Genomic DNA, 25,048 nt, shown 5'->3' on the forward strand with positions numbered 1-25,048 from the left:
AGGTTTTTCTGATCTGAGAATAACAGAGGTAAGAAACAATGGAACAATACGCAATTAAAGGCGGTAATCCATTAGTCGGAGAAGTAGAAATAGGAGGTGCTAAGAATGCGGCACTTCCTATTCTTGCTGCTTCCGTAATGACGGATGAGACTGTTTATATAGAAAATATGCCGGATGTAAGAGACACGAACGTACTTTTGTGCGCTATGGAGAACATTGGTGTGATCGTAAAGCGCACCGATCGCCATAAGGTGACTCTCAACGCATCCAATATCAGTGAACTGGTAGTAGAAGATGAAAATATCAAGAAGATCAGAGCTTCCTATTATCTGATCGGTGCTCTTTTGGGAAAATATAAGCATGCGGAGGTGGCACTTCCCGGCGGCTGTGATATCGGCTGTCGTGCCATTGACCAGCACATCAAGGGATTCCGTGCCCTGGGTGCGGAGGTGAAGATCGAGCATGGACTGATCAAGACCCATGCGGAGCATCTTCGCGGCAGTCATATTTATATGGATGTGGTCAGCGTTGGTGCTACCATCAATATCATGATGGCCGCTGTAATGGCAGAAGGCACCACCATTATCGAGAATTCAGCCAAGGAGCCCCATGTGGTAGACCTGGCGAACTTTCTGAACAGTATGGGAGCCAACATCAAGGGCGCCGGTACGGATGTGATCCGTATCAAGGGTGTATCCCATCTGCATGGTACTGAGTATGCCGTGATCCCCGACCAGATCGAGGCGGGCACATTTATGTTCGCGGCAGCGGTGACCAAGGGCGATGTAACGGTGAAAAATGTGATCCCCAAGCATCTGGAGTCTATTACGGCGAAGCTGCTGGAGATCGGCTGTGAAGTAGAGGAAGCGGATGACTGTATCCGCGTGGTGGCATCCAAGCCTCTGCAGCATACGCAGGTGAAGACTCTGCCTTATCCCGGATTCCCTACCGATATGCAGCCGCAGATCACTGTGGCACTGGGACTGTCCAAAGGGACCAGCATCGTGACCGAGAGTATTTTCGAGAACCGGTTCAAATATGTAGATGAACTGACCCGTATGGGAGCCAATATCAAAGTAGAGGGCAATACCGCCATCATTGACGGTGTATCCAGATATACCGGAGCAAATATTTCCGCACCGGATCTGCGGGCAGGCGCTGCACTGGTGTTGGCAGCAATGTCTGCGGAAGGCTTTTCCACCGTGGATGACATCCGATATATCGAGAGAGGCTACGAAGACTTCCATCTGAAATTACAGGGACTGGGAGCGCAGATCGAGTTGATCGAAACCGAGAGAGATTTACGGAAGTTCAAATTAAAGATCGGTTGATCCTGTCGGGATTACTGATGCTACAACTGAGTGCGTGCTACAACTGAGAAAAAATGTCTGTTGACAAACAGGGCATCTCATAGTAAGCTAGCCTATGTAGAAAAGTTCATATAGACTTTCCCTTATTCAGAGTGGTGGAGATACATAGGATCGAGGAAGCCACGGCAACCCCGCATACGAGATGCGGAAGGTGCCCACCTGAGCGAGCAATTGTCGAACAATAAGAGGATTTGATCAATCGTTAAATCAGTCCGCTTAACAAAGCGGACTTTTTTGTATCATTCAGAACGACTGGCATTGAAGATGCGATTTTGCGTATATGGCGTTGGATGATAGGACTTTAAGTAACTTATACACCACTAGACCCTCTTCCCATAGGGAAGCAGAATGGAGGACAAATGGAAAAACGTTTATTTACATCGGAGTCCGTAACCGAAGGACATCCCGATAAAATCTGTGATGCTGTATCTGATGCGGTGCTGGATGCACTGATGGAGCAGGATCCGTTCAGCCGTGTAGCATGTGAGACCTGCACCAACACCGGTTTCGTACTGGTAATGGGTGAGATCACCACCAAGGCTAACATTGATATTCCCGCTATCGTTCGTAAGACCGTGACCGAGATCGGTTATGACTCTTCCGAGAAAGGCTTCGATGGCAATACCTGTGCCGTTATGGTGTCTCTGGACAAGCAGTCTGCCGATATCGCTATGGGCGTAGACAAGGCACTGGAAGCAAGAGAGAGTCATATGACTGACGAGCAGCTGGATGCGATCGGTGCAGGAGACCAGGGCATGATGTTCGGTTTCGCTACCGATGAGACTCCGGAATATATGCCGTATCCTATCTCCCTGGCACACAAGCTGACCAGACAGCTGACCAAGGTACGTAAGGACGGAACATTATCTTATTTAAGACCCGATGGTAAGAGCCAGGTATCCGTAGAGTATGATGAGAATGGCAAGCCTGTCCGTCTGGAAGCTGTCGTTCTGTCTACCCAGCATGACGAGCATGTATCTCAGGAGCAGATTCATGAGGACATTAAAAAATACGTATTCGATCCGATCCTGCCCACAGACATGATCGACGCAGATACCAAATTTTTCATTAATCCTACCGGACGTTTCGTGATCGGCGGACCCAACGGTGACAGCGGACTGACCGGTCGTAAGATCATCGTAGACACCTACGGCGGATATGCCCGTCACGGCGGCGGAGCTTTCTCCGGCAAGGACTGCACCAAGGTGGACAGAAGTGCCGCTTATGCCGCTCGTTACGTTGCTAAAAATATCGTAGCAGCAGGACTGGCTGAGAAGTGTGAAATTCAGCTGTCTTACGCTATCGGCGTAGCACAGCCTACCTCCATCATGGTAGATACCTTCGGCACCGGCAAACTGCACGATGGCAAGCTGGTAGAGATCATCCGTGAGAATTTTGACTTAAGACCTGCAGGAATCATCAAGATGCTGGATCTGCGCAGACCTATCTATAAGCAGACCTCTTCCTATGGTCACTTCGGACGCACCGATGTGGATCTGCCCTGGGAGAAACTGGACAAGGTAGATCTGTTAAAAAAATATTTGTAAGTGGAACGACAATTAAGAAGTATATTACTGCCTGAGCAGTAATATACTTCTTTTACTAAATTGAAAGTTAGTGAAATACCACCCGGATGACTTTGTTGTCTTCCTGGGTGGTATTTTGGTTTTGCTGTTCCAATCTTTACCGCCTGAAATCTATTTTGTGCTGTATAAGCAGTAAGTTTGAAGTGATTTTCTTTTATAGTGACTGATACTTACTGCCGGAATGGAAGCATCCTATGCCGAAGCGGTAATTGTCAGAACGTTTTCATGAATTCTTCAATAAAAATACTGCTTGGATTTCTAAAAGCACTTTCAGGGCAGTAATATGCTTGCCCTACTAAGCAGGGAGTTAGCGAAACAGCCCCGTAGCCCTCTTTCTATTGCTTTGGTGAAAATCGCATGAAAATAGCAAAATCCGTACAAAAAAACTTCTAAATCAGGAATTTTTGTACGGAATTTCTTCATTTTGCACGCTCAGCGAAAATAACAGCTTTTTACATGGCAAAATCTCATGTTTTTGTATTTTTTTAGCAGAAAATGGTGTTTTTAATACAAACAGATCTCCCCGGGTGGCAGATGGCATCCGCAATGAGCCACGCTATTCATAAGATTGGCAGCAAAAGGCGCTGCCAATCTTATTTCATATCGCGGCGTTCGCCGCATCACGCCAAAAGTAAAAACCGTGATTTGTGAGCAAGCTCCCAATCACGGTTCTTATTTTGCCTATGCGCGGCTCATTGCTCGCGTAAACTCTCAAGTTAGCAAAATCAAAAATACCACCCGGAAAGGAGTATATCACAAAACTCTCCGGGCGGTATTCAAGGAATGATCAATGATTGCTGCAGTGGGTTATTTCGTCTCGTCAGCGGCTTCGGCTTCGGTTTCGTCAGTCTCTTCCTGTCCGTATGCACCGATATGGAACAGCTGCTGTTCACCGGAAGTTGTGACATGGACGCCCTTCTCCTCCAGCTTCAGGTCTTTTACATACATGGTCTTGGTTGTCTGGGGAAGTGTTGCAAGATCGATCTCAATGGGCTCCAACAGATGTGCGGGATCAGCCTTGTAATGTACTTCGGACAACTCTGCTTCAAAGATACCCTGTACCTTGTCTTCATTCAGATATACAATAGGAACGGTAGCAGATACGACTTCACCGGCTACCAGAGCCTGGAAGTCCAGAGCCATATATTTCTTCGTCAGAGGATCAAAATCAATATTCTTCACCAGAACATCTACATTTTTTCCGTCCAGTTCCAGATAAGCCTGCGTGCCTTCTTTCGCGTTTTTAATGAAAGCAGCTGCATCCTTCTCTGTGAATTTCAAGGATACGTTTTCCTTCATTTCTTTGCCGTACAGGACACCGGTGATAAAACCGTCTCTTCTTAATTTCTTTGCCTTTTCCTCAGGATTTCTTTTCTCAGCTTTTAATGTCAACATAACAATTGCCTCCTCTATCTCTACGTTGGTTTGGTGTAGATGAGAGCTTGTCGGAAGTTCTTTTCACACTATGGTTATTATAGCACATATAGAACAAAGTAAACAGTAAAAATGTCACAAAAATAAGGAAGAAAAAGTAAAAATTACAAGCAAATTTCAAAAAATGCTCAGAGAATGTCATCTTCACCATTGCATCATAAGAACATACTACAACATATACAACACGTTACAACAAGAAAGTAAATGGTTGCACGAAGCAGTAAAATAGGGTATACTTTTCGCAAATACATTTGAATTTACTGGGAGGACACAAGGATGGATATGAATATTGTATGCCTGGATCTGGAAGGAGTACTGGTACCGGAGATCTGGATCGCATTTGCGGAGGCCAGTGGGATCCCGGAGCTGAAGAGAACCACCAGAGACGAGCCGGATTACGATAAATTAATGAAATGGAGAATTGGGATACTGAAGGAGCATGGTCTGGGACTGAAGGAAATTCAGGATACAATCGCGAAGATCGACCCGATCCCGGGCGCGAAGGAATTCTTAGACGAGCTGCGCTCTATTACCCAGGTCATCATTATCAGCGATACCTTTTCACAGTTTGCCGGTCCTCTGATGAAAAAATTAGGTTATCCGACCATTTTCTGTAATTCTCTGGAAGTAGCTGAGAACGGAGAGATCACCGGATTTAAGATGCGTGTGGAGAATTCCAAATATACTACGGTCAAGGCACTGCAGTCCATCGGCTTCCAGACCATCGCCAGCGGCGACAGCCATAACGATCTGGGTATGATCCAGGCCAGCAAGGCAGGCTTCCTGTTCAAGAGTACTGAGCAGATCAAAAAGGATCATCCGGAGCTGCCGGCATATGAGACTTATGATGAATTGATGGCAGCGATCAAGAGCGCACTATAATAAAAGACATCATTTAAAATAAAAGACATCTTTAATTAAGAGAAAAGGAAGCAAAAAAGGAAGCGTGGGTATCGAGCAGGATGCCTGCGCTTTTGACGCCCACATTATACTAATTTGGAATGAGGTAATCATGGGAATGGAGCAGGAACAGACACCCCATAAGCGCCGTGTGCGGTATAAGGGAAAATATCCGAAAAAATACGAGGAAAAATATAAAGAATTACAGCCGGAAAAATACGGAGATACCATTGCCCATGTCATCAGCAAGGGCAATACGCCCGCAGGTATGCATAGATCCATTATGGTACAGGAGATCCTGGATTTTCTGAAGATCCAGCCGGGAGAGACCGGATTTGACGCGACGCTGGGGTACGGTGGACATACAAAAGCTATGCTGGAACAGTTACAGGGCCGTGGCCATATCTATGCCACAGATGTAGATCCGGAAGAGTCTGCCAAGACGAGGAAACGTCTGGCGGATGCCGGGTATGGAGAGGATATCCTGACAATTAAATTGCAGAATTTCTGTACCATAGATGAGATCGCAAAAGAGGCCGGTGGATTTGATTTTATCCTGGCGGATCTGGGAGTATCTTCTATGCAGATCGATAATCCGGAGAGAGGATTTTCTTTTAAGGTGGACGGACCCCTAGACCTGCGACTGAATCAGACACAGGGTATCAGTGCGGCCGAGCGCTTAGATACGATCAGCAGGGAAGAACTGGCGGGAATGCTCTATGAGAATTCCGACGAGCCCTACTGCGAGGAACTGGCGAAGGCCATCACCGATGAGATCCGCAAGGGACACCGGATCGATACCACGACGAAATTAAGAGAAGTGATCGAGAAGACCCTGGTTTTTCTCCCGGAAAAGGAGAAAAAAGATACGATCAAGAAGACCTGTCAGAGAACGTTCCAGGCTCTGCGTATTGATGTGAACCGTGAATTTGAAGTATTGTATGAGTTCATGGAAAAGTTGCCGGGAGCATTGAAACCCGGAGGAAGAGTCGCGATTCTCACGTTCCATTCCGGTGAAGACAAACTGGTAAAACGAGCACTGAAAGAAGGCTGCCGGGACGGAATTTATGCAGACTATTCCAAAGATGTAGTGCGACCCTCGGCAGAAGAATGCGCGCAGAACGGCAGAGCCCGTTCCACGAAAATGCGCTGGGCGATCCGGGCGGAAGAATAACAGACTGACAGATAGAACAAAGGAGGTGTGGGAATGACTGTCATGGAATATATGAATGCACATAGGGAAGATATGGAGCCCTGCGAGTGCGTGATCCTGCCGGACGGCAGTGTAGAGGAACCGCAGCCTTCCCATATCAAGAAACTGGAAGAGATCTCCGGCGAAGATAAACTGACACTGAACAGCCGTATGGAGAAAAATATGGAGCCCATATTTTTCATGGTGGAGTATACCGGCTGTATGTTAGTATGGAGCACCCGTGTAGTGGTGCCTTCCCATCCCACAGCGGCACAGGAAGAGACACTGGAGAACCTGTATTTTGCGGCGATGCTTGCTCCGGACTATCACAGAGAACAGGTAGGACCGACCTATGAGGAATGCGTGAAAAAAGCAAAAGAACTGCACTAGAAAGGGAACAGCAAAATGGCGTTTACCCATCTTCATGTCCATACAGAATATTCTCTGCTGGACGGATCCAATAAGATTAAAGAATATGTAGCCAGAGTCAAGGAATTGGGCATGAACAGCGCAGCGATCACTGATCACGGTGTTATGTACGGTGTGATCGATTTTTATCGTGCGGCAAGGGAAGCAGGAATTAAGCCGATCCTGGGCTGTGAGGTGTACGTGGCTCCCAACTCCCGGTTTGACAAGGAACTGACCGGTGGAGAGGACCGTTATCACCATCTGGTTCTGTTAGCGGAGAACAATACCGGTTATGCGAACCTGATGAAGATCGTCAGCCGTGGATTCACGGAAGGCTACTATTATAAACCCCGTGTGGACATGGAAGTACTGCAGCAGTTTCACGAGGGTATCATTGCGCTGTCTGCGTGTCTGGCAGGTGAAGTGCCTCGATTTATTTTAAAGGGCATGAAGGAAGAGGCGAGAATGGCGGCCCGCAAATACGAGGCATGCTTCGGTAAGGGTAATTATTTCCTGGAATTACAGGATCACGGCATTCCGGAACAGCGAACCGTGAATATGGAACTGGTCCAGATGAGCAGGGAGCTGGACATTCCCCTGGTGACCACCAACGATGTGCACTATACCTATGCGGAGGATGCGATCCCTCATGACATTCTGCTGTGCCTGCAGACAGGCAAAAAGCTGGCGGACGAGGATCGTATGCGCTACGAGGGCGGACAGTATTATGTCAAGAGCGAAGAGGAAATGAAGGGACTGTTCCCCTATGCCTGGGAGGCAGTGGAGAATACCCAGAGGATCGCAGACCGATGTAATGTGGAGATTGAATTCGGCGTGACGAAGCTGCCGAAATACGATGTGCCGGAGGGGTACGATTCCTGGAGCTACTTAAATAAGCTCTGCGATGACGGACTGGCAGAACGCTACGGCGACGGTGATCAGCCCGCCGGAGAGACCGGACAGACGCTCAGGGAGCGCCTGGATTATGAACTTGGCGTTATTCAGAGAATGGGATATGTGGACTACTTCCTGATCGTGTGGGATTTCATCAATTATGCGAAGGAGCACGGGATCCCCGTGGGACCGGGACGAGGCTCCGCGGCGGGAAGTATCGTGGCATATTGTCTGAAGATCACCAACATCGATCCGATTCATTACAATCTGCTGTTTGAACGATTCCTGAATCCGGAACGTGTCTCTATGCCTGATATTGACGTGGATTTCTGCTTTGAACGGAGACAGGAGGTCATCGATTATGTGGGCAGAAAATACGGCAATGACAAGGTGGTACAGATCGTCACCTTCGGTACTCTGGCGGCGAAAGGTGTCATCCGCGATGTGGGCCGTGTCATGGACCTGCCCTATGCGTTCGTGGATTCTATTGCCAAAATGGTGCCGAACGAACTGAACATTACACTGAGCAGAGCACTGGAGATGAATCCGGAATTCCGCAAGCTCTATCAGGAGGACGAACAGGTCCACCACCTGATCGATATGTGTAAGCGACTGGAGGGACTGCCCAGACATACCTCTATGCATGCGGCCGGTGTCGTGATCTGTCAGAAATCTGCAGACGAATTCGTGCCGCTGTCCAGAGGCTCTGACGGTTCCATCGTTACCCAGTTCACCATGACGACGCTGGAAGAACTGGGCCTGTTGAAAATGGACTTTCTGGGACTGCGTACCCTGACCGTGATCCATGATGCTGTAAAATTCATAGAGAATACCACCGGCAGACACATTGATGTGGATGCCATAGATTATAATGACCCGAAAGTACTGGCTTCCATCGGCACCGGCAGAACGGAAGGTGTGTTCCAGCTGGAAAGTGCCGGAATGAAGAGCTTCATGAAGGAACTGCGCCCCCAGAATCTGGAGGATGTAGTGGCCGGTATTTCTCTGTATCGTCCGGGCCCTATGGATTTTATCCCGAAGTACATCCAGGGGAAAAACCATCCGGAGGATGTGACCTATGCCTGTCCTCAGCTGGAGCCGATCCTGAAACCCACCTACGGCTGTATCGTATACCAGGAGCAGGTAATGCAGATCGTCCGTGACCTGGCGGGATATACTCTGGGCCGAAGCGACCTGGTGCGCCGTGCCATGAGTAAAAAGAAGCAGGCCGTCATGGAAAAAGAGCGGGCGAACTTCATCTATGGCAATCCGGAGGAGAATGTCCCCGGCTGTATCGCCAACGGCATTGATGAACAGACCGCAGGACAGATCTACGATACCATGATGGACTTCGCCAAGTATGCGTTTAACAAGTCCCATGCGGCATGTTATGCGGTGGTGGCTTATCAGACGGCGTATTTAAAATACTATTATCCCGTAGAATTCATGGCGGCACTGATGACCTCCGTCATCGATAACCCGAAAAAAGTATCGGAGTATATTTTGAACTGCCGGAACATGAATATCGCCATTCTGCCGCCGGATGTAAATGCGGGAGAAGTCGGATTCTCTGTGACAGACGGCAAGATCCGCTATGCCCTGACGGCCATCAAAGGTGTGGGACGTCCGGTCATCGACAGCCTGGTGCAGGAGCGTAAGGAGAGAGGCCCCTTCACAAACCTGAAGGACTTCATCACCCGCATGTCCGACAAAAAAGAGATGAATAAGCGGGCCATTGAGAACCTGATCAAAGCAGGAGCCATGGACGGACTGGGCGGCACCAGAAAACAGTTCATGAGCGTTTATGTGCAGATCGCGGATCACATCGCCCATGACAAGAAAAACAACCTGGCAGGACAGATTTCCCTGTTTGATATCGCCGGCGAAGAAGATAAGGAAGAATTCGATATCCGGATGCCGAATGTAGGTGAATACAGCAAGGAAATGCTGCTTGGCTTTGAAAAGGAGGTCCTGGGTGTCTATGTCAGCGGTCATCCTTTGGAGGAATACCAGGAGCTGTGGCAGAACTGCATCAGCAATACCGCCGGAGACTTTGCGTTGGATGAAGAGTCCGGAGAGGTGGAACTGGTCAAGGATCAGGCGAATGCAGTCATCGGTGGACTGATCGCGGACAAAAACGTAAAATACACCAAGAACGACAAGATCATGGCATTTTTAAATGTGGAGGATCTGATCGGCAACGTGGAAGTCGTGGTATTTCCCCAGGTATACGAGCGCTACAACACTTTGCTTACAGAGGATGCCAAAGTGTTCATCCGGGGCAGAGTGTCCCTGGAAGAGGACAAGGACGGCAAGCTGATCTGCGACCAGATCATCAGCTTCGAGGATGCACAGGCAGCCAGAGCGGCGAACCAGCCTCTGTTCCCAAGGAATTACGGAGGCCGGGGAGATAGCCGCGGCGGATCCTATGGAAATGGGAACGGCAGTGGGCAGCAGCCGGTCGGTGCCATGTCAGGCGGACAGACAGGCCGAACAGTGGAACAGACACAACCGGGTCAGCGGCCGCAGAACGCCGGAACCGGGCAGAAAAAAGGCATGCCCGCGGGGGCCTGGATCCAGTTTCCCAATATGGAAGCCTATAAGGCCAGAGAACAGGAATTGCTACAGGCCATCGCTGACTCCGACGGCAATGACGATGTAGTAATCTATCTGAGGGATATTAAAAACATCAAGATCCTGCCTGCAAATCTCAGGGTAAAAGCCGATGAGACATTAATGGAAAAGCTTGCATCGCAGTTTGGAAAAGAAAATGTTAAATTTATAACGAAACCTATTGAAAACCGCTCAAAAATAGATTAAAATAAAGAATCGAGAAGAGAAAATTATTCGTTCGTTTACTTAGGAGGTAACAGTCATGGCAAAAGAGATTAAGACGATCGGTGTACTGACCAGCGGCGGTGATGCACCGGGAATGAACGCTGCTATCCGTGCAGTTGTTCGTACAGCCATTGCAAGAGGACTGAAGGTTAAGGGTATTAAAAAAGGTTATCAGGGTCTTTTGAATGAAGAGATCGTAGATATGGAAGCCAAGGATGTATCCGATATCATCCAACGCGGTGGTACCATCTTAGGAACCGCACGTTGTCTGGAGTTCAAGGAAGCGGAAGGACAGAAGAAGGGCGCTGAGATCTGTAAAAAGCACGGTATCGACGGTATCGTTGTCATCGGTGGTGACGGTTCCTATCGTGGTGCACAGGCTCTGTCCAGACTGGGCATCAACACCATCGGCCTTCCCGGAACCATCGACCTGGATATCGCATGTACTGAGTACACCATCGGCTTCGATACCGCAGTGAACACTGCAATGCAGGCTATTGATAAGGTTAAGGATACCTCTTCCTCTCACGAGAGATGCAGTATCATCGAGGTAATGGGCAGAAATGCCGGATACATTGCTCTGTGGTGCGGTATTGCCAACGGCGCCGAGGATATCCTGCTTCCCGAGAAGTACGATTACAACGAACAGAATATTATCAATAATATCATTACCAACCGTAAGCATGGCAAGACCCATCACATCATCATCAATGCCGAGGGAATCGGACATTCCACTTCCATGGCACGCCGTATCGAGGCAGCTACCGGTATTGAGACCCGTGCTACGATCTTAGGTTACATGCAGCGTGGAGGAAGCCCTACTGCGAAGGATCGTTACTATGCATCTATCATGGGTGCTTACGCAGTAGACATCATGCTGGAAGGCAAGACCAATCGTGTCGTTGGTTACCAGCACGGTGAATTCATCGATTTCGATATTGAGGATGCACTGCAGATGGAGAAAGGTATCAACGATTATCAGTTCGAGGTATCTCATTTACTTTCCATCTAATTTAACAGTTCAGACATCATGAATAGAAAATATGCGTGGGTGCTTGCACACTACGCATATTTTTCTACTCATGATGAGCGGAGCGCACTCTTATGAAATAAAAGATGAGCCGCTGGCGGCGTTGACTGCGAAGCAGGCACTTTTATGAATAAGAGTATCTGAACGGATACGAAGACAAAGGCGTTTCCCATTGCGTGGAAGCGCCTTTTTGACTATAATAAACTCATCCATAGAATGCATCACGTCTGCTTGCAGACAGGGGATGCATTCTATGAGAGGAGTAAACAGACATGAGTATGAAGGACGATAGTCCGGAATACGAATGGATGTTGCGATTTTGAGAGTGCGTAGCACGAAAAATCGCATTATTATGTATTATTATGGATATATAGCAGGGAGCAGACAGATATGATCACAAGCAGCAACAATGCAAAAGTAAAACAGGTCGTGCAGTGGCAGACGAAGGCGAAGGAACGGCGTAAAGATCACGTATTCCTGGCGGAGGGCGTCAGGATGTGTGAGGAAGCGCCGGTAAAAAGCGTAAGAGAGGTCTATCTCACAGAAGAACTGGAGCAGAAGCTCCGCCGGAACGCACAGAACGGCGATACTGCATTTTGGGATAAGCTTCAGCAGACCGGCTATGAGACCGTATCCCCGGAGGTATTTGCAAAAATGGCAGATACCCAGACTCCCCAGGGGATCCTCACCGTGTTGGAGCAGCCTTCTTATGATCTGACACAGCTTCTGGAACAGCCGGAGCCTTTATTTTTGATCCTGGAGAATTTACAGGATCCCGGGAACCTGGGAACCATGATACGTACCGGGGAAGGAGCAGGAATAACGGGCGTTATTATGAACCAACAGACTGTGGATATCTTCAATCCCAAGACCATCCGTGCCACCATGGGATCCATATTCCGGGTACCGTTTGTCTATGTGCCGGAGCTATCCCCGGTGCTGACGCAGATGCATGAAAAAGGAATCCATACCTACGCGGCACACCTGAAGGGACAGAAATATTACGATAGCTTTTCTTTCCGGGAGCCCACCGCATTTCTCATCGGCAATGAAGGAAACGGACTGACCAAAGAAATCTCCGACCAGGCTGGGCAATACCTCAAAATCCCCATGGAGGGTAAGGTGGAATCCCTGAATGCCTCGATCGCAGCGGCTCTTTTGATGTATGAGGCGCACAGACAGCGAAATCTGTAGGCATAGTAGCGGTTCGGGGCTATATGATATTTAGGTAGAAAACAGAGCAGGAGGACAGATATTATGAAGATTGGATTTATCGGATTGGGAAATATGGCAGCGGCAATGATCGGCGGCATGCTGCAGAAGGGCATTGCAAAGCCGGAGGACATCATCGGTTCCTCTAAGACAGAAACAACTGCAGAAAAAGTTAAAACAAAATTTAATATTAACACAACAACAGACAATACTGCCGTGGCTGAGCAGGCAGATATCCTGTTCTTAGCCGTAAAGCCTATCTTTTTCACGGAAGTGATCGCCGAGATCAAGGATGCAGTGAAGACTGATACCCTGATCGTCAGTATCGCAGCAGGCAGGAATCTACAGTATCTGAAGGATGCATTTGGCAGACCGGAGCTTAAGCTGATCCGCTGCATGCCCAATACGCCGGCCCTGGTACTGGAGGGCTGTACCGGCGTATGCATCGGAGAAAATGTCACGGAGGATGAGACAGAGCAGGTGCTTTCCCTACTCCGTTCCTTTGGCATCGCAAGTGTCGTACCGGAGCGTCTGATGGACGTGGTCGTGGGAGTCAGCGGAAGCTCTCCAGCATATGTATTTATGTTTATTGAGGCCATGGCGGATGAAGCTGTGGCAGCCGGAATGCCCAGAAAACAGGCCTATGAATTCGCAGCACAGTCCGTACTCGGCAGTGCCAAAATGGTGCTGGAGACCGGAAAACATCCCGGGGAGCTGAAAGATATGGTATGTTCTCCCGGAGGTACCACCATCCAGGCAGTCAAAGTACTGGAAGAGAAGGGCATGCGTGCCGCTGTGATGGATGCCATGGACGCCTGCATCGAGAAGTCAAAATGTATGTAGTGACAGCTCGACCATGAACAGAGTCGAGAGCAAAAATCATGTTAACATGATTTTGTGAACGAATATGTTCATGAGTTGAGCGCCGGTTCATGAGCAAAGGTAGTCACGCAGTGACGAAAAGCGTGATAACGCGACTTTGCGAATGGCGCAAGCCGAGCTGTCATGGCTAAATAGCGCCCAACCCCCCCATAACTTGACAAAAATTTTGTCATCTGCTATGATATTCCGCGTAACAAATTTAACATTTTTGTAACAAACTGGTGAAAATATTAAGAAATACATCATATACTATTCACTGGGAGATCTGCAGGTATACTACCCCGTCCGGGGAATTTCCCTGTGGGAAAGGCGTGTATCAAGATGACAAAAAGCAGAAGAATGCTGGTTGTATGTGCAGGACTGCTCTGTTCTATCTTCCTGAGCATGCAAATGAGCATGACCGCACAGGCAAGCAATACTAAAAACTATGTTAATGATCTGAACGGTGGTGTCGCATCGATCTTAGACCCCGGTTCCAAAAACAGTACTGAGGTCATCAATGCAACGGTGAAGGAATTGAATCTGACATTCCCCTCTGAGGAAGAGATCAGTTCCGGGCTGGTCATGGCAAACGTAAGAGATGCCGTGAATGTACGAAGCGATGCCAGTGAGGATGCTTCCAAGGTCGGTAAGTTATACAAGGACTGTGGAGGTACAATCTTAGAGCAGAAGGACGGATGGACTAAGATCCAGTCCGGTACGCTGATCGGCTGGGCCAAAGACGAATATCTCCTGTTTGGGGATGATGCGAAGGCACTGGCCAACGATGTCGGAAGAATGATCGCACAGATCAACACGGAGACTCTTCGTGTGAGAACCGAGGCGGATCAGGAGGCCGGAGTTCTGGGACTTCTTCCCAAGGGCGATATAGTGGATGTGGTAGATAACAGTAATCCCAAATGGGTCTGCATCGACTACGAAGGAGCAGACGGATATGTGTCTGCGGAGTATGTAACAGTGGATTTCCAGATCGACTCCGGTGAGACTTTAGAGGAGATCAAAGCAAGAGAAGCCGCAGAGCGTGAAGCAAAACGTCATGTGAACTACGGCGAATACACCACCGATGCGGATACCACGCAGCTGTTGGCAGCACTGATCCAGTGCGAAGCAGGATGTGAAAGCTACGAAGGACAGCTGGCAGTAGGTGCAGTCGTTATGAACCGTGTACGAAGCGGCGCTTACCCGAGTAGCATTCATGGTGTGATCTATGCGTCCGGACAGTTCACTCCGGCATTGAACGGTAAGGTAAATACCGTATACGAATCCGGCAAGATCAACGCAAGCTGCATCAAGGCAGCGGAAGAAGCCATCTCCGGCGTATCCAATGTGGGAGATCTGACACACTTCAGACGTAACAACGGCCGTGACGGAATCGTGATCGGTAATCATGTATTCTATTAAAATGATGTCGGGGTCAAAAGCCCCCGACTTTGATGCCTACGGATTGTTCCGTGCTATGCACTCCCACAATCCTTCCCCTCTATTCGCATATCGTGGGATTATCATCCCACTTTTATGCTCATATCGGGGCGGGTCATAAGGTCTTTCACCCACTTATGAGCAAGCTCATGTGGGCTTAGACCTTTTGACCCTGGCATCATTAAAATTACAAAAGAGGCGGTGTCCCAGAGGGGATGCCGTCTTTTTGACTACAAAGACATCCTAAGATAGCACAATAACCATAAGTATCGTGCGAAGGTAGCAGTTGCCACACACATACATTTGTAGTACACTGGATACAACTACAAAACCAAAGGAGTGATTATATGAGCGAAATGATAACCTTGTGGCTAGTGGTATTGATCGTATCGATCGGGGTGGAGGTCGCTACTCTGGGACTGACGAGCATATGGTTCGCCGGAGGCGCGGCTGTGGCAGTGATCGTTGCCGCATTTCATGGACCGGTCTGGTTACAGATCCTGTTATTTTTTGCAGTATCTCTGCTGCTGTTATTTTTCACCAGACCTGTCGCTGTCCGGTATTTCAACAAGGACCGCGTAAGGACGAACGTGGAAAGCATGATCGGCAGGCAGGCCATCGTGACCAGCGAGATCGACAATCTGCAGGGCATAGGACAGGTAACGGTAGGTGGACAGGAATGGAGTGCCAGAACGGAAGAAGACGGACTGAATTTACAGCCCGGGACCGTGGTGGACATTGTGGCAGTCAACGGGGTCAAGCTGATCGTTAAAGTGGATCCCCAGATGGCAAAAGTGACGGAAAACCTATCAGAGCCGCAGTCGTAAGAATCGTGTAGAACCAATCCATGAGGGAAAAGTGCGTACAAGGGGTACGCAGCGTACACAGACGTACGCAGAAGGAGGAAAAATGTTAGCATTGATCATTATTGCCGTTTTAGTATTATGTATCTTCGTATCCTGTATTAAGGTAGTTCCCCAGGCAAAGGCTTACGTCACCGAGCGTCTGGGTGCTTACCAGGCAACCTGGAATGTAGGACTTCACTTAAAGATCCCGTTTATCGACAAGGTTGCCAGAAAAGTTAACTTAAAGGAGCAGGTAGCGGATTTTCCGCCCCAGCCCGTAATTACCAAAGATAACGTAACCATGCGGATCGATACCGTAGTCTTCTATCAGATCACCGATCCTAAGCTGTTCACCTATGGCGTAGAGAACCCTATGATGGCGATCGAGAATCTGACTGCCACCACCCTGCGTAACATCATCGGTGACCTGGAGCTGGATCAGACCCTGACCTCCCGTGAGACCATTAATACCAAGATGCGTGCGGCACTGGATATTGCCACCGATCCCTGGGGTATCAAGGTGAACCGTGTAGAGCTGAAGAACATTATCCCTCCCGCAGAGATCCAGAACGCCATGGAGAAGCAGATGAAGGCAGAGCGTGAGAGACGTGAAGCCGTAACCCGTGCCGAAGGTGAGAAAAAGGCTAAGATCCTGGAGGCAGAAGGTGCTAAGGAATCCGCCATCCTTCGCGCAGAGGCAGATAAGCAGGCAGCCATCCTCCGTGCAGAGGCAGAGAAGGAGAAGATGATCCGCGAGGCAGAAGGTGAAGCCGAAGCCATCCTCAAGGTGCAGCAGGCGAATGCCGACGGTATCAAGATGCTGAAGGAAGCGGGTGCAGATGCCGCAGTCCTGAAGTTAAAGAGCCTGGAAGCATTCGAGAAAGTAGCGGACGGTCAGGCCACCACCATCCTGCTCCCCGCAGAGCTGCAGGGCATTGCCAGCATAGCAGAGACCTTCAAGGCAGCAGCCGGCAAAAAAGCAGAATAAAAGTCATACCGAATAGAATCAGACAGATCAAAGAGGATCTCTTCCGGAATGCCGGTAGGGATCCTTTTTTGCTCCAAGGATCAGAAAACGTGGCATAAAGTGCATGCTGCGAGGGGTTGAAAAACACCGGATAATGAAGTATATTGATTACATATAGCTAAAAATAATACAGAGGCCGAAGCCTCGGAAAAGAGGAGTATTATGGATTTAAAGGGACGCGATTTTTTGAAATTATTGGATTTCACACCGGAAGAGATCGAATATCTGCTGGACCTGGCGGCAGACCTGAAAGATAAAAAGAAAAAAGGAATCCCCGTAGATACCCTCCGAGGCAAGAATGTGGCTCTGATCTTTGAGAAGACCAGTACCCGTACCAGATGTGCTTTTGAAGTGGCAGCGCATGACCTGGGAATGGGTACCACTTATCTGGATCCTACCGGATCCCAGATCGGTAAAAAAGAAAGCATCGCCGATACCGCCAGAGTACTGGCAGGCATGTTCGAGGGTATCGAATACCGTGGCTTTGGACAGGATATCGTAGAGGAACTGGCGAAATACTCCAAGGTTCCCGTATGGAACGGACTGACCAATGAATTCCATCCCACCCAGATGCTGGCAGATCTTCTGACTATCCGTGAGCATTTCGGACACCTGAAGGGGATCCGCATGACTTATATGGGAGATGCCCGTTACAACATGGGAAACTCTCTGATGGTAGCCTGTGCGAAGATGGGTATGCATTTTACCGCATGCACCACAGCAAAATATTTCCCGGCAAAAGAGCTGGTGGCAGAGTGTGAAGCAATTGCGGCACAGACCGGCGGCAGCATCACCCTGACCGAAGATGTGAAGGCAGGTACCAAGGATGTGGATGTCATTTATACGGATGTCTGGGTATCCATGGGTGAGCCGGACGAAGTATGGACCGAGCGTATCAAGGAATTGTCCCCTTATCAGGTGAATAAAGCGGTGATGGATAATGCCGGTGAGCAGGCAATCTTTATGCATTGTCTCCCCGCATTCCATGATCTGAAGACCAAGATCGGTGCCCAGATGGGTGAGCGTTTCGGCATCACCGAGATGGAAGTCACCGACGAAGTATTTGAATCCGGACAGTCTCTGGTATTTGAAGAGGCAGAAAATCGTATGCACACAATCAAGGCAGTGATGGCGGCAACTTTATGAGTATGAAAGCAAAGATATTGGAGCTCCTGCGGGAAAAGGGGACTTACGTCTCCGGACAGGAACTCTGTGAGCAGTTCGGAGTATCACGGACTGCCGTATGGAAAGCAATCGGACAACTGAAGAAAGAAGGCTATGTCATCGAGGCGGTACAGAACAAGGGGTACCACCTGGTGGATCAGGCGGAGGAGGTCTATAACCAGGCCGATATCCAAAGCAGATTGAAGACAAAGTGGGTGGGACATCCCTTACTGTTTTTCAACAGCATTGATTCCACCAATATCCGTGCCAAGCTGGAAGCGGAACAGGGAGCAGAGAGCGGATTGTTGGTCGTAGCGGATCAGCAGACTGCCGGACGGGGCCGCAGAGGCCGCGGCTGGGAGAGCCCTTCGGGAAGCAATATTTACTATACGTTAATGCTCAAACCGGATTTCAATGCGGACTGTGCACCGATGTTAACGTTAGTCATGGCACTGGCGGTGGCTAAGGGTATTCGGCAGACTCTCGGACGCGGCAGTGAAGAAGGTGCGGCAAAGGTAGGCATCAAGTGGCCCAATGATATTGTGGTGGATGGGAAAAAAGTCTGTGGTATCCTCACGGAGATGAGCATGGAACGGGCTTATATCCATCACATTGTCATCGGCGTGGGCATCAATGTGCGCAGGCAGGAATTCCCGGAGGAGATCCGGGACCGGGCAGCAGCCATCGAGGAACAGTGTGGATTCCGGATCTCCCGCAGCCAGCTGATCGCGGACATCATGGAAGCTTTTGAGGAGGATTATGAGATCTTCTTACAGACCCATGATCTGAAAGGGCTCAGAGACTCCTATGCGAAGCTCCTGGTGAACCGGGACAGAGAAGTCTGCGTGCTGGATCCCAAGGGAGAATTCCGCGGTACCGCCCGTGGGATCAACGACCAGGGCGAGCTTCTCGTAGAGAGACAGGACGGCAGCATAGAGGAAGTCTATGCCGGCGAGGTGTCTGTGCGTGGGGTATACGGCTACGTGTAGCATCTGAGGCAGCGGAGCGTGATGCACCATGAACCAGAAGCAGATTTAGAATAAAAATAACAGGATAGAAAATTATGGACGAGAACAAAATTGTACTCTGCGGCGCGAATGCCTATGAGAAAAAATATTACTTTAACGAAGAACAATTCAAAATGATTCCCGAATCCATCAAGGAAGAATTGCACATCATCTGCGTGCTGTTCACTGAGGAAGTGGGAGGCGTGTTTACCATCGCCTTTGAAGAGGACGGCAACGTGGTCATGGAGACTAACGCGGATGACGATGACATCTATTACGATGAGGTCTCATCCGGACTGCTGATCGCTGAGATCCGTCGGAGCAGACAGGAGCTTTTCGAATCCTTAAGTCTGTACTACCGTGTATTTATCAAAAAAGAAGATGTTTCGGAACTGTTGGATGAGGAGGACGGCGAATGATATTTGTCATAGACGTAGGTAATACCAATATGACCATGGGTGTCTTCCGTGGGGAAAAACTGGCAGCCACCTTCCGGATCATGACAAAGACTCCCAGAACTTCAGATGAATACGGGATCATGATCACACAGCTGTTGAAAAGTAACGGAATTAAGACCTCGGATATCGAAGGAGCCATCATCGCCAGCGTCGTGCCGGATGTGATGCATTCCCTGACCAGTGCAATTATCAGATATCTGAAAACAAAACCGCTGATCGTGGGACCCGGTGTGAAGAGTGGGATTAAAGTCGCAACAGAGGATCCCAGAGGAATCGGTGCGGACCGTATCGTCGATGCGGTGGCAGCCTATGTGAAATACGGCGGACCGGTGCTGGTATTGGATTTCGGTACTGCCACCACGTATGACCTGATCACGGAGGACGGAAGATTTACCGCAGGTATCACAGCTCCCGGCATCCGCATCAGTTCCGAGGCCTTATGGAAAGAGACGGCGAAGCTGCCGAATATCGAGATCCGCAAGCCGAAGACTATTCTGGCACAGGAGACCATTACCAGTATGCAGGCCGGTCTGATGTATGGTCAGATCGGACAGACGGAATACATCATTCGCAAGGTAAAGGAAGAGAGCGGTCTTGCCAATCTGAAGGTGGTAGCCACCGGGGGATTGGGACGTGCCATCGCAGACGAGACCGACAGCATTGATATCTATGACAGCTCTCTGACGCTGGATGGACTGCGGATCATCTACGACAAGAACCGAAAGTAGTATCCGGGAAATAAATTAGGATACCGGACCACGGAGAGATTATGAAGAAATTACAGATTGGCAATGTGACCCTGGATAATCCCATCATCCTGGCACCTATGGCAGGCGTATCCGACCTGCCATTTCGTCTGCTCTGCCGAGAAATGGGAGCAGCACTGGTGTGCATGGAGATGGTGAGTGCCAAGGCAATCTATTATAACAATAAAAATACTGACAGCCTTATGGAGATCCATCCCGACGAGGTGCCTGCTTCCTTGCAGCTGTTCGGTTCTGATCCGCAGATTCTTGCGGAGATGGCAAAACGCATCGAGGAGCGTCCTTTTTCCATTCTGGACCTGAACATGGGATGCCCGGTACCAAAGGTAGTGAATAACGGCGAGGGCTCCGCACTGATGAAGGATCCGAAGCTGGTGGAGCAGATCCTGACGGCGTTAGTCAGAGCCATCGACAAGCCGGTGACCGTGAAGATCCGGAAGGGGTTTGATGATGACCATGTCAATGCCGTGGAGATCGCGAAGATCGCGGAAGCCTGCGGTGTGGCAGCGGTAGCGGTGCATGGACGGACCAGATCCCAGTATTACAGCGGACAGGCAGACTGGGACATCATCGCACAGGTGAAGGATGCGGTGAAGATTCCCGTCATCGGTAACGGCGATGTGGACAGCCCCGAGAAAGCGAAAGCCATTCTGGAGCAGACCGGCTGTGACGGCGTCATGATCGGCCGGGCGGCAGAGGGCAATCCCTGGATCTTCCGGGAAGTGGTATCCTACCTTACAGACGGCACGATCCCCGCGAGACCCACGAACAGGGAGAAGCGGGAACTGATCCTGCGCCATGCGGCATTGCAGCTGGAATACAAGGGCGAATATACCGGCGTCCGGGAGATGCGCAAGCATCTGTCCTGGTATACCGTAGGAATGCCCCATTCCGCCCATTTCCGCCAGACCATCAACACCATGGAGAAAATGGACGAGCTCATCCGGGGCGTGCATGACATATTCCCGGATGAAGAGTAGTGCCGGGAGCCCGGTGTACAGCAGTGTCTGCGGAAGGCTGTATAGAATATGGCTTTGTATGATGCAGCACTGTGCATATAATCGGGCTGGCTGCATACACTGTAGCATGGACACTATTTTGTATCTCTATCCGGTGAGACAAACCGTGGAACAGAGGGCACAGGCAGCGGTATGTAAGTCACAGCCTGTGCAGAAGGGAAACGCTCCCCGGGGAAAACTTTTTAAAATATTCCATGCACTGTGGAAAACTGCAAAAACGCAGAAAACTACGGAGGCGGTGACTGTTCGCCGGACGGAATATCTATTCCGGGATTACCGTCTGGTCAGGGCGGCAGTGACGGGAGCGTATGGCACAGAACAGAAACAGACGGAGCAAATACTCCGGGAACAATTGCGGGAACTGACAGAGGATCCGGACCACACATACATTGTGTGCCGAGAACCCCTGTCTTTTTATTACGGAAGGGAATTCCGGGAATACCGGCAGCAGAACTGGGTGGAACATCTGCTGCGGTACGGAGAGGATGCGGTGGGACATCCGCTGTGTCCGGATGTGATCGTGCTGGGGAAGAATCCCTTTCTGCCCTACGTGTTGCTGCGGTATGTGGCGGCACTGCGCAGCGTGAAATGGTACCTCACGGACAGAGAATATCGGGAGGAGGAAGAAGAACTGACCTGGGAACTGGAAGACGAATACGGACTGATCCCGGAGATCCGTCTGCTACCGGAAGCGGCAGATTACGACAGGGTGCGGCTGGAGGCGACGGCGCCCTGCGTGGTGCTGGATTTTAGCGACAGTGATAAAGTCTACGGTGGCGGGCTGGCAGCGGGCAGCGTCTGGCTGGATTTTCCGGCATCGGAGGAAAAGGAACGCCGTGTCGCGTCCGGATGTCCGCAGATCCGTTATTTTTCCATGAAAAAAGAGTGGAAAGACCCGCGAAAAGCCTTGGAATACCTTGACACCATCAGTAAAAATGGGTATAATAACTCGGTTGATTAGGCAGTTATGTTGCCGGGAGTGTCGGTAGCGCAAAATATAGAAAACAGGAAGGTGCGGTATCATGCAGGAAAAGAAAAACATTTTGACCTACGAAGGCCTCAGAAAATATGAGGATGAGTTACATGATCTGAAAGTGGTAAAACGTCAGGAAGTTGCTCAGAAGATTAAGGAAGCAAGAGAGCAGGGAGACCTGTCCGAGAACGCTGAGTACGATGCAGCGAAGGATGAGCAGAGAGACATCGAAGCCCGTATCGAAGAGCTGGAGAAGATCCTGAAGAACGCAGAAGTCGTAGTCGAGGATGAAGTAGATCTGGATAAGATCAACATCGGCTGCCAGGTCAAGATCCTGGATATCGAATACAGCGAAGAGCTGGATTACAAGATCGTAGGTTCCACCGAGGCGAACAGCTTAAAGGGCAAGATCTCCAACGAGAGCCCCGTAGGTAAGGCACTGATCGGTCATAAGGTCGGCGATACCGTAGAAGTAGAGACACCCGCAGGTGTATTCGCATATAAGATTCTGGAGATCCAGAGAAGTAACGTTGAATAAGTAAGACAGAGTAAGGAGTGGAAAAAAGTGGCAGATACACAGAACACAAATGTACAGGAGCAGGATATTCACCAGCTGCTTAAGGTAAAGCGTGAGAAGCTGGCTAACCTGCAGCAGGCAGGCAAGGATCCTTTTCAGATCACCAAATATGATGTGACCCATCACAGCACTGATATCAAGAATAATTTCGAAGAACTGGAAGGCAAGACCGTCCGTATCGCCGGACGTGTAATGTCCAAACGTGTCATGGGTAAGGCATCCTTCTGTAATGTACAGGATCTGCCCGGCAATATCCAGGTATATGTGGCAAGAGACAGCATCGGAGAAGAGTCCTATGCGGATTTCAAAAAGTATGATGTGGGCGATATCGTAGGTATCGAGGGCGAAGTCTTCAAGACCAAGACCGGCGAGATCTCCGTACATGCGTCCCAGGTAATACTGCTGTCCAAGAGCTTACAGATCCTGCCTGAGAAGTTCCATGGCCTGACCAATACCGATATCCGTTATCGTCAGCGTTATACCGACCTGATCATGAATCAGGATGTTAAGGATACTTTCGTAAAGCGTTCTAAGATCATCAGCGCCATCCGTCGTTATCTGGACGGACAGGGCTTCCTGGAAGTAGAGACCCCCATGCTGGTATCCAATGCCGGCGGTGCGGCAGCAAGACCTTTCGAGACCCATTACAATGCGCTGGATGAGGACGTGAAGCTGCGTATCTCCCTGGAGCTGTACCTGAAGAGACTGATCGTCGGCGGCATGGAGCGTGTCTTCGAGATCGGCCGTGTATTCCGTAACGAAGGTCTGGACACCAGACACAATCCGGAATTCACACTGATGGAGCTGTACCAGGCATACACCGACTATTACGGAATGATGGATCTGACTGAGAACATGTTCCGCTATGTGGCACAGGAAGTATGCGGTACTACCGTGATCCCTTATGCAGAAGAGACCATCGACCTGGGCAAGCCTTTCGAGAGACTGACCATGGTAGATGCTGTCAAGAAATATGCAGGCGTTGACTTCGACCAGATTCCCGATACCACTGCTGCGAAGAAGCTGGCAGACGAGAAGGGTGTACACTACGAAGAGCGTCATGCCAAGGGCGATATCCTGAACCTGTTCTTCGAGGAGTTCGTAGAAGAGCATCTGATCCAGCCCGTATTCATCATGGATCATCCGGTAGAGATCTCTCCTCTGACCAAGAGAAAGCCGGACAAGCCTGATTATGTAGAGCGTTTCGAGCTGTTCATCTACGGACGTGAGATGTGTAATGCTTATTCCGAGTTAAATGACCCCATCGACCAGAGAGAGCGTTTCAAGGCGCAGGAAGCTGCACTGGCAGCAGGCGATGAGGAAGCCAATACGACCGATGAAGATTTCATGAACGCACTGGAGATCGGTATGCCTCCTACCGGCGGTATCGGTTACGGTATCGACCGTCTGGTAATGCTGCTGACCAACTCTCCTGCGATCCGTGATGTTCTGCTCTTCCCGACGATGAAGTCATTGGACAAATAAAGCCAGTAAAATCAAGGGGTTCAGCGATTACAAGTTGTGATTTACTACAAATTTACTACAAATTTGCTACGCATAATACGGAATAATACTTAATAATACGTTTTGTGCGACATTCAATTTTATATTTTGTACTTCAAGGACACTTTCCAAGTGAAAATTTGGGAGTGTCCTTTTTGCGTGTTGCAATGAGCCAAGTGCCATGCTTGCATGAGCATTTGGCGAATGCCGCGACAACGAGCAGCTATGCTGCGAGTGTGGTTATGGTCAAAAATAAAGAATTGGAGGAATAAAGCATGAATAGTACAGCGTTAGGAGCAGAAAACACAAAGAAAGAGAGCGTTATTTTTATCAGTGAAGCACATGAGAAATTCTACTACGAGAAATTAGAAGAAGTAAGGTATCAGGATGTGTACCACAAGGCACTTTGCTATTGCCTCGGCATTAACGATGATACCAGAAGGAATGCGAATCGCATTTATGATTTTAAGACAGGCTGTGTAAAAACAGAATGTTTGCATGAAGGCTGGCAGACCAGCGGAAGCGTGAAAGTAGTCAGAATGGCAT

22 protein-coding genes and 1 riboswitch are annotated in these 25,048 nt (G+C 49.4%); of the genes, 21 read left to right on the forward strand and 1 reads right to left on the reverse strand.

Features of this window, described 5'->3' with window-relative positions; genetic code table 11:
* Positions 1 to 38 precede the first annotated feature (38 nt).
* Both FYJ59_RS04650 and metK read left to right on the forward strand, forming a co-directional pair.
* On the forward strand, positions 39 to 1,331 hold the full coding sequence (locus tag FYJ59_RS04650; protein ID WP_022153297.1) for a UDP-N-acetylglucosamine 1-carboxyvinyltransferase: 1,293 nt from the start codon (positions 39 to 41) through the stop codon (positions 1,329 to 1,331).
* Between the two features lie 119 nt (positions 1,332 to 1,450).
* Positions 1,451 to 1,558, forward strand: a riboswitch (SAM riboswitch).
* A gap of 171 nt (positions 1,559 to 1,729) precedes the next feature.
* Positions 1,730 to 2,917, forward strand: a complete 1,188-nt coding sequence (gene metK, locus FYJ59_RS04655) for a methionine adenosyltransferase (protein ID WP_154495564.1) — start codon at positions 1,730 to 1,732, stop codon at positions 2,915 to 2,917.
* A gap of 846 nt (positions 2,918 to 3,763) precedes the next feature.
* Here metK and FYJ59_RS04660 read toward each other — a convergent pair.
* A complete protein-coding gene (locus tag FYJ59_RS04660; protein WP_022153295.1) occupies positions 3,764 to 4,351 on the reverse strand; it encodes a 50S ribosomal protein L25 in 588 nt (195 codons plus the stop codon).
* 321 nt (positions 4,352 to 4,672) lie between these two features.
* Between FYJ59_RS04660 and thrH the strand changes: the two genes are divergently transcribed.
* The 19 genes from thrH to FYJ59_RS04755 form a co-directional block, all read left to right on the forward strand.
* The gene (thrH, locus tag FYJ59_RS04665) at positions 4,673 to 5,272 is read left to right on the forward strand and encodes a bifunctional phosphoserine phosphatase/homoserine phosphotransferase ThrH (protein WP_118546648.1); all 600 of its coding nucleotides are present in this window, start codon (positions 4,673 to 4,675) and stop codon (positions 5,270 to 5,272) included.
* Between the two features lie 136 nt (positions 5,273 to 5,408).
* The gene (gene rsmH / locus FYJ59_RS04670) at positions 5,409 to 6,464 is read left to right on the forward strand and encodes a 16S rRNA (cytosine(1402)-N(4))-methyltransferase RsmH (RefSeq protein WP_154495606.1); all 1,056 of its coding nucleotides are present in this window, start codon (positions 5,409 to 5,411) and stop codon (positions 6,462 to 6,464) included.
* A 33-nt stretch (positions 6,465 to 6,497) separates the two neighbouring features.
* A complete protein-coding gene (locus tag FYJ59_RS04675) occupies positions 6,498 to 6,872 on the forward strand; it encodes a hypothetical protein (RefSeq protein WP_154495566.1) in 375 nt (124 codons plus the stop codon).
* A gap of 15 nt (positions 6,873 to 6,887) precedes the next feature.
* On the forward strand, positions 6,888 to 10,604 hold the full coding sequence (locus tag FYJ59_RS04680; protein WP_154495568.1) for a DNA polymerase III subunit alpha: 3,717 nt from the start codon (positions 6,888 to 6,890) through the stop codon (positions 10,602 to 10,604).
* A gap of 55 nt (positions 10,605 to 10,659) precedes the next feature.
* Entirely contained in the window at positions 10,660 to 11,634 is a 975-nt protein-coding gene (gene pfkA, locus FYJ59_RS04685) for a 6-phosphofructokinase (protein WP_118546629.1), read from the forward strand.
* A gap of 408 nt (positions 11,635 to 12,042) precedes the next feature.
* Positions 12,043 to 12,846, forward strand: a complete 804-nt coding sequence (locus FYJ59_RS04690) for a TrmH family RNA methyltransferase (protein ID WP_118692597.1) — start codon at positions 12,043 to 12,045, stop codon at positions 12,844 to 12,846.
* 63 nt (positions 12,847 to 12,909) lie between these two features.
* On the forward strand, positions 12,910 to 13,707 hold the full coding sequence (proC, locus tag FYJ59_RS04695; protein ID WP_154495570.1) for a pyrroline-5-carboxylate reductase: 798 nt from the start codon (positions 12,910 to 12,912) through the stop codon (positions 13,705 to 13,707).
* 360 nt (positions 13,708 to 14,067) lie between these two features.
* Entirely contained in the window at positions 14,068 to 15,147 is a 1,080-nt protein-coding gene (locus tag FYJ59_RS04700; RefSeq protein WP_154495572.1) for a cell wall hydrolase, read from the forward strand.
* 365 nt (positions 15,148 to 15,512) lie between these two features.
* Positions 15,513 to 15,992, forward strand: coding sequence for an NfeD family protein (locus tag FYJ59_RS04705; protein WP_235897912.1), 480 nt, complete (start codon positions 15,513 to 15,515; stop codon positions 15,990 to 15,992).
* Positions 15,993 to 16,074: 82 nt separating this feature from the next.
* Positions 16,075 to 16,998 (forward strand): SPFH domain-containing protein, encoded by a 924-nt coding sequence (locus FYJ59_RS04710; protein ID WP_154495574.1) that lies wholly within the window; start codon positions 16,075 to 16,077, stop codon positions 16,996 to 16,998.
* A gap of 201 nt (positions 16,999 to 17,199) precedes the next feature.
* A complete protein-coding gene (gene argF, locus FYJ59_RS04715) occupies positions 17,200 to 18,183 on the forward strand; it encodes an ornithine carbamoyltransferase (RefSeq protein ID WP_022311895.1) in 984 nt (327 codons plus the stop codon).
* Between the two features lie 2 nt (positions 18,184 to 18,185).
* A complete protein-coding gene (locus tag FYJ59_RS04720) occupies positions 18,186 to 19,190 on the forward strand; it encodes a biotin--[acetyl-CoA-carboxylase] ligase (protein WP_154495610.1) in 1,005 nt (334 codons plus the stop codon).
* Positions 19,191 to 19,264: 74 nt separating this feature from the next.
* Positions 19,265 to 19,627 carry a DUF6145 family protein gene (locus FYJ59_RS04725; RefSeq protein ID WP_022153282.1) on the forward strand — a complete coding sequence of 121 codons (363 nt, stop codon included), beginning with the start codon at positions 19,265 to 19,267 and terminating at the stop codon, positions 19,625 to 19,627.
* The gene (locus FYJ59_RS04730) at positions 19,624 to 20,394 is read left to right on the forward strand and encodes a type III pantothenate kinase (RefSeq protein WP_154495576.1); all 771 of its coding nucleotides are present in this window, start codon (positions 19,624 to 19,626) and stop codon (positions 20,392 to 20,394) included. Before FYJ59_RS04725 ends, FYJ59_RS04730 begins: the two co-directional genes overlap by 4 nt.
* 41 nt (positions 20,395 to 20,435) lie before the next feature.
* Positions 20,436 to 21,410 carry a tRNA dihydrouridine synthase DusB gene (gene dusB / locus FYJ59_RS04735; RefSeq protein WP_154495578.1) on the forward strand — a complete coding sequence of 325 codons (975 nt, stop codon included), beginning with the start codon at positions 20,436 to 20,438 and terminating at the stop codon, positions 21,408 to 21,410.
* Positions 21,411 to 21,555: 145 nt separating this feature from the next.
* Positions 21,556 to 22,410, forward strand: coding sequence for a hypothetical protein (locus FYJ59_RS04740; RefSeq protein WP_154495580.1), 855 nt, complete (start codon positions 21,556 to 21,558; stop codon positions 22,408 to 22,410).
* 61 nt (positions 22,411 to 22,471) lie between these two features.
* Positions 22,472 to 22,960: a transcription elongation factor GreA gene (greA, locus tag FYJ59_RS04745; RefSeq protein WP_118551670.1), complete on the forward strand. Its 489-nt coding sequence runs from the start codon at positions 22,472 to 22,474 to the stop codon at positions 22,958 to 22,960.
* A gap of 27 nt (positions 22,961 to 22,987) precedes the next feature.
* Complete coding sequence (lysS, locus tag FYJ59_RS04750) at positions 22,988 to 24,484, forward strand: lysine--tRNA ligase (protein ID WP_328597203.1); 1,497 nt, start codon at positions 22,988 to 22,990, stop codon at positions 24,482 to 24,484.
* Positions 24,485 to 24,777: 293 nt separating this feature from the next.
* The coding region (locus FYJ59_RS04755; RefSeq protein ID WP_235897914.1) for a DUF6075 family protein at positions 24,778 to 25,048 on the forward strand (271 nt) is incomplete at its 3' end.

The organism is Waltera intestinalis, assembly GCF_009695995.1.
Taxonomy (GTDB): domain Bacteria; phylum Bacillota; class Clostridia; order Lachnospirales; family Lachnospiraceae; genus Acetatifactor; species Acetatifactor intestinalis.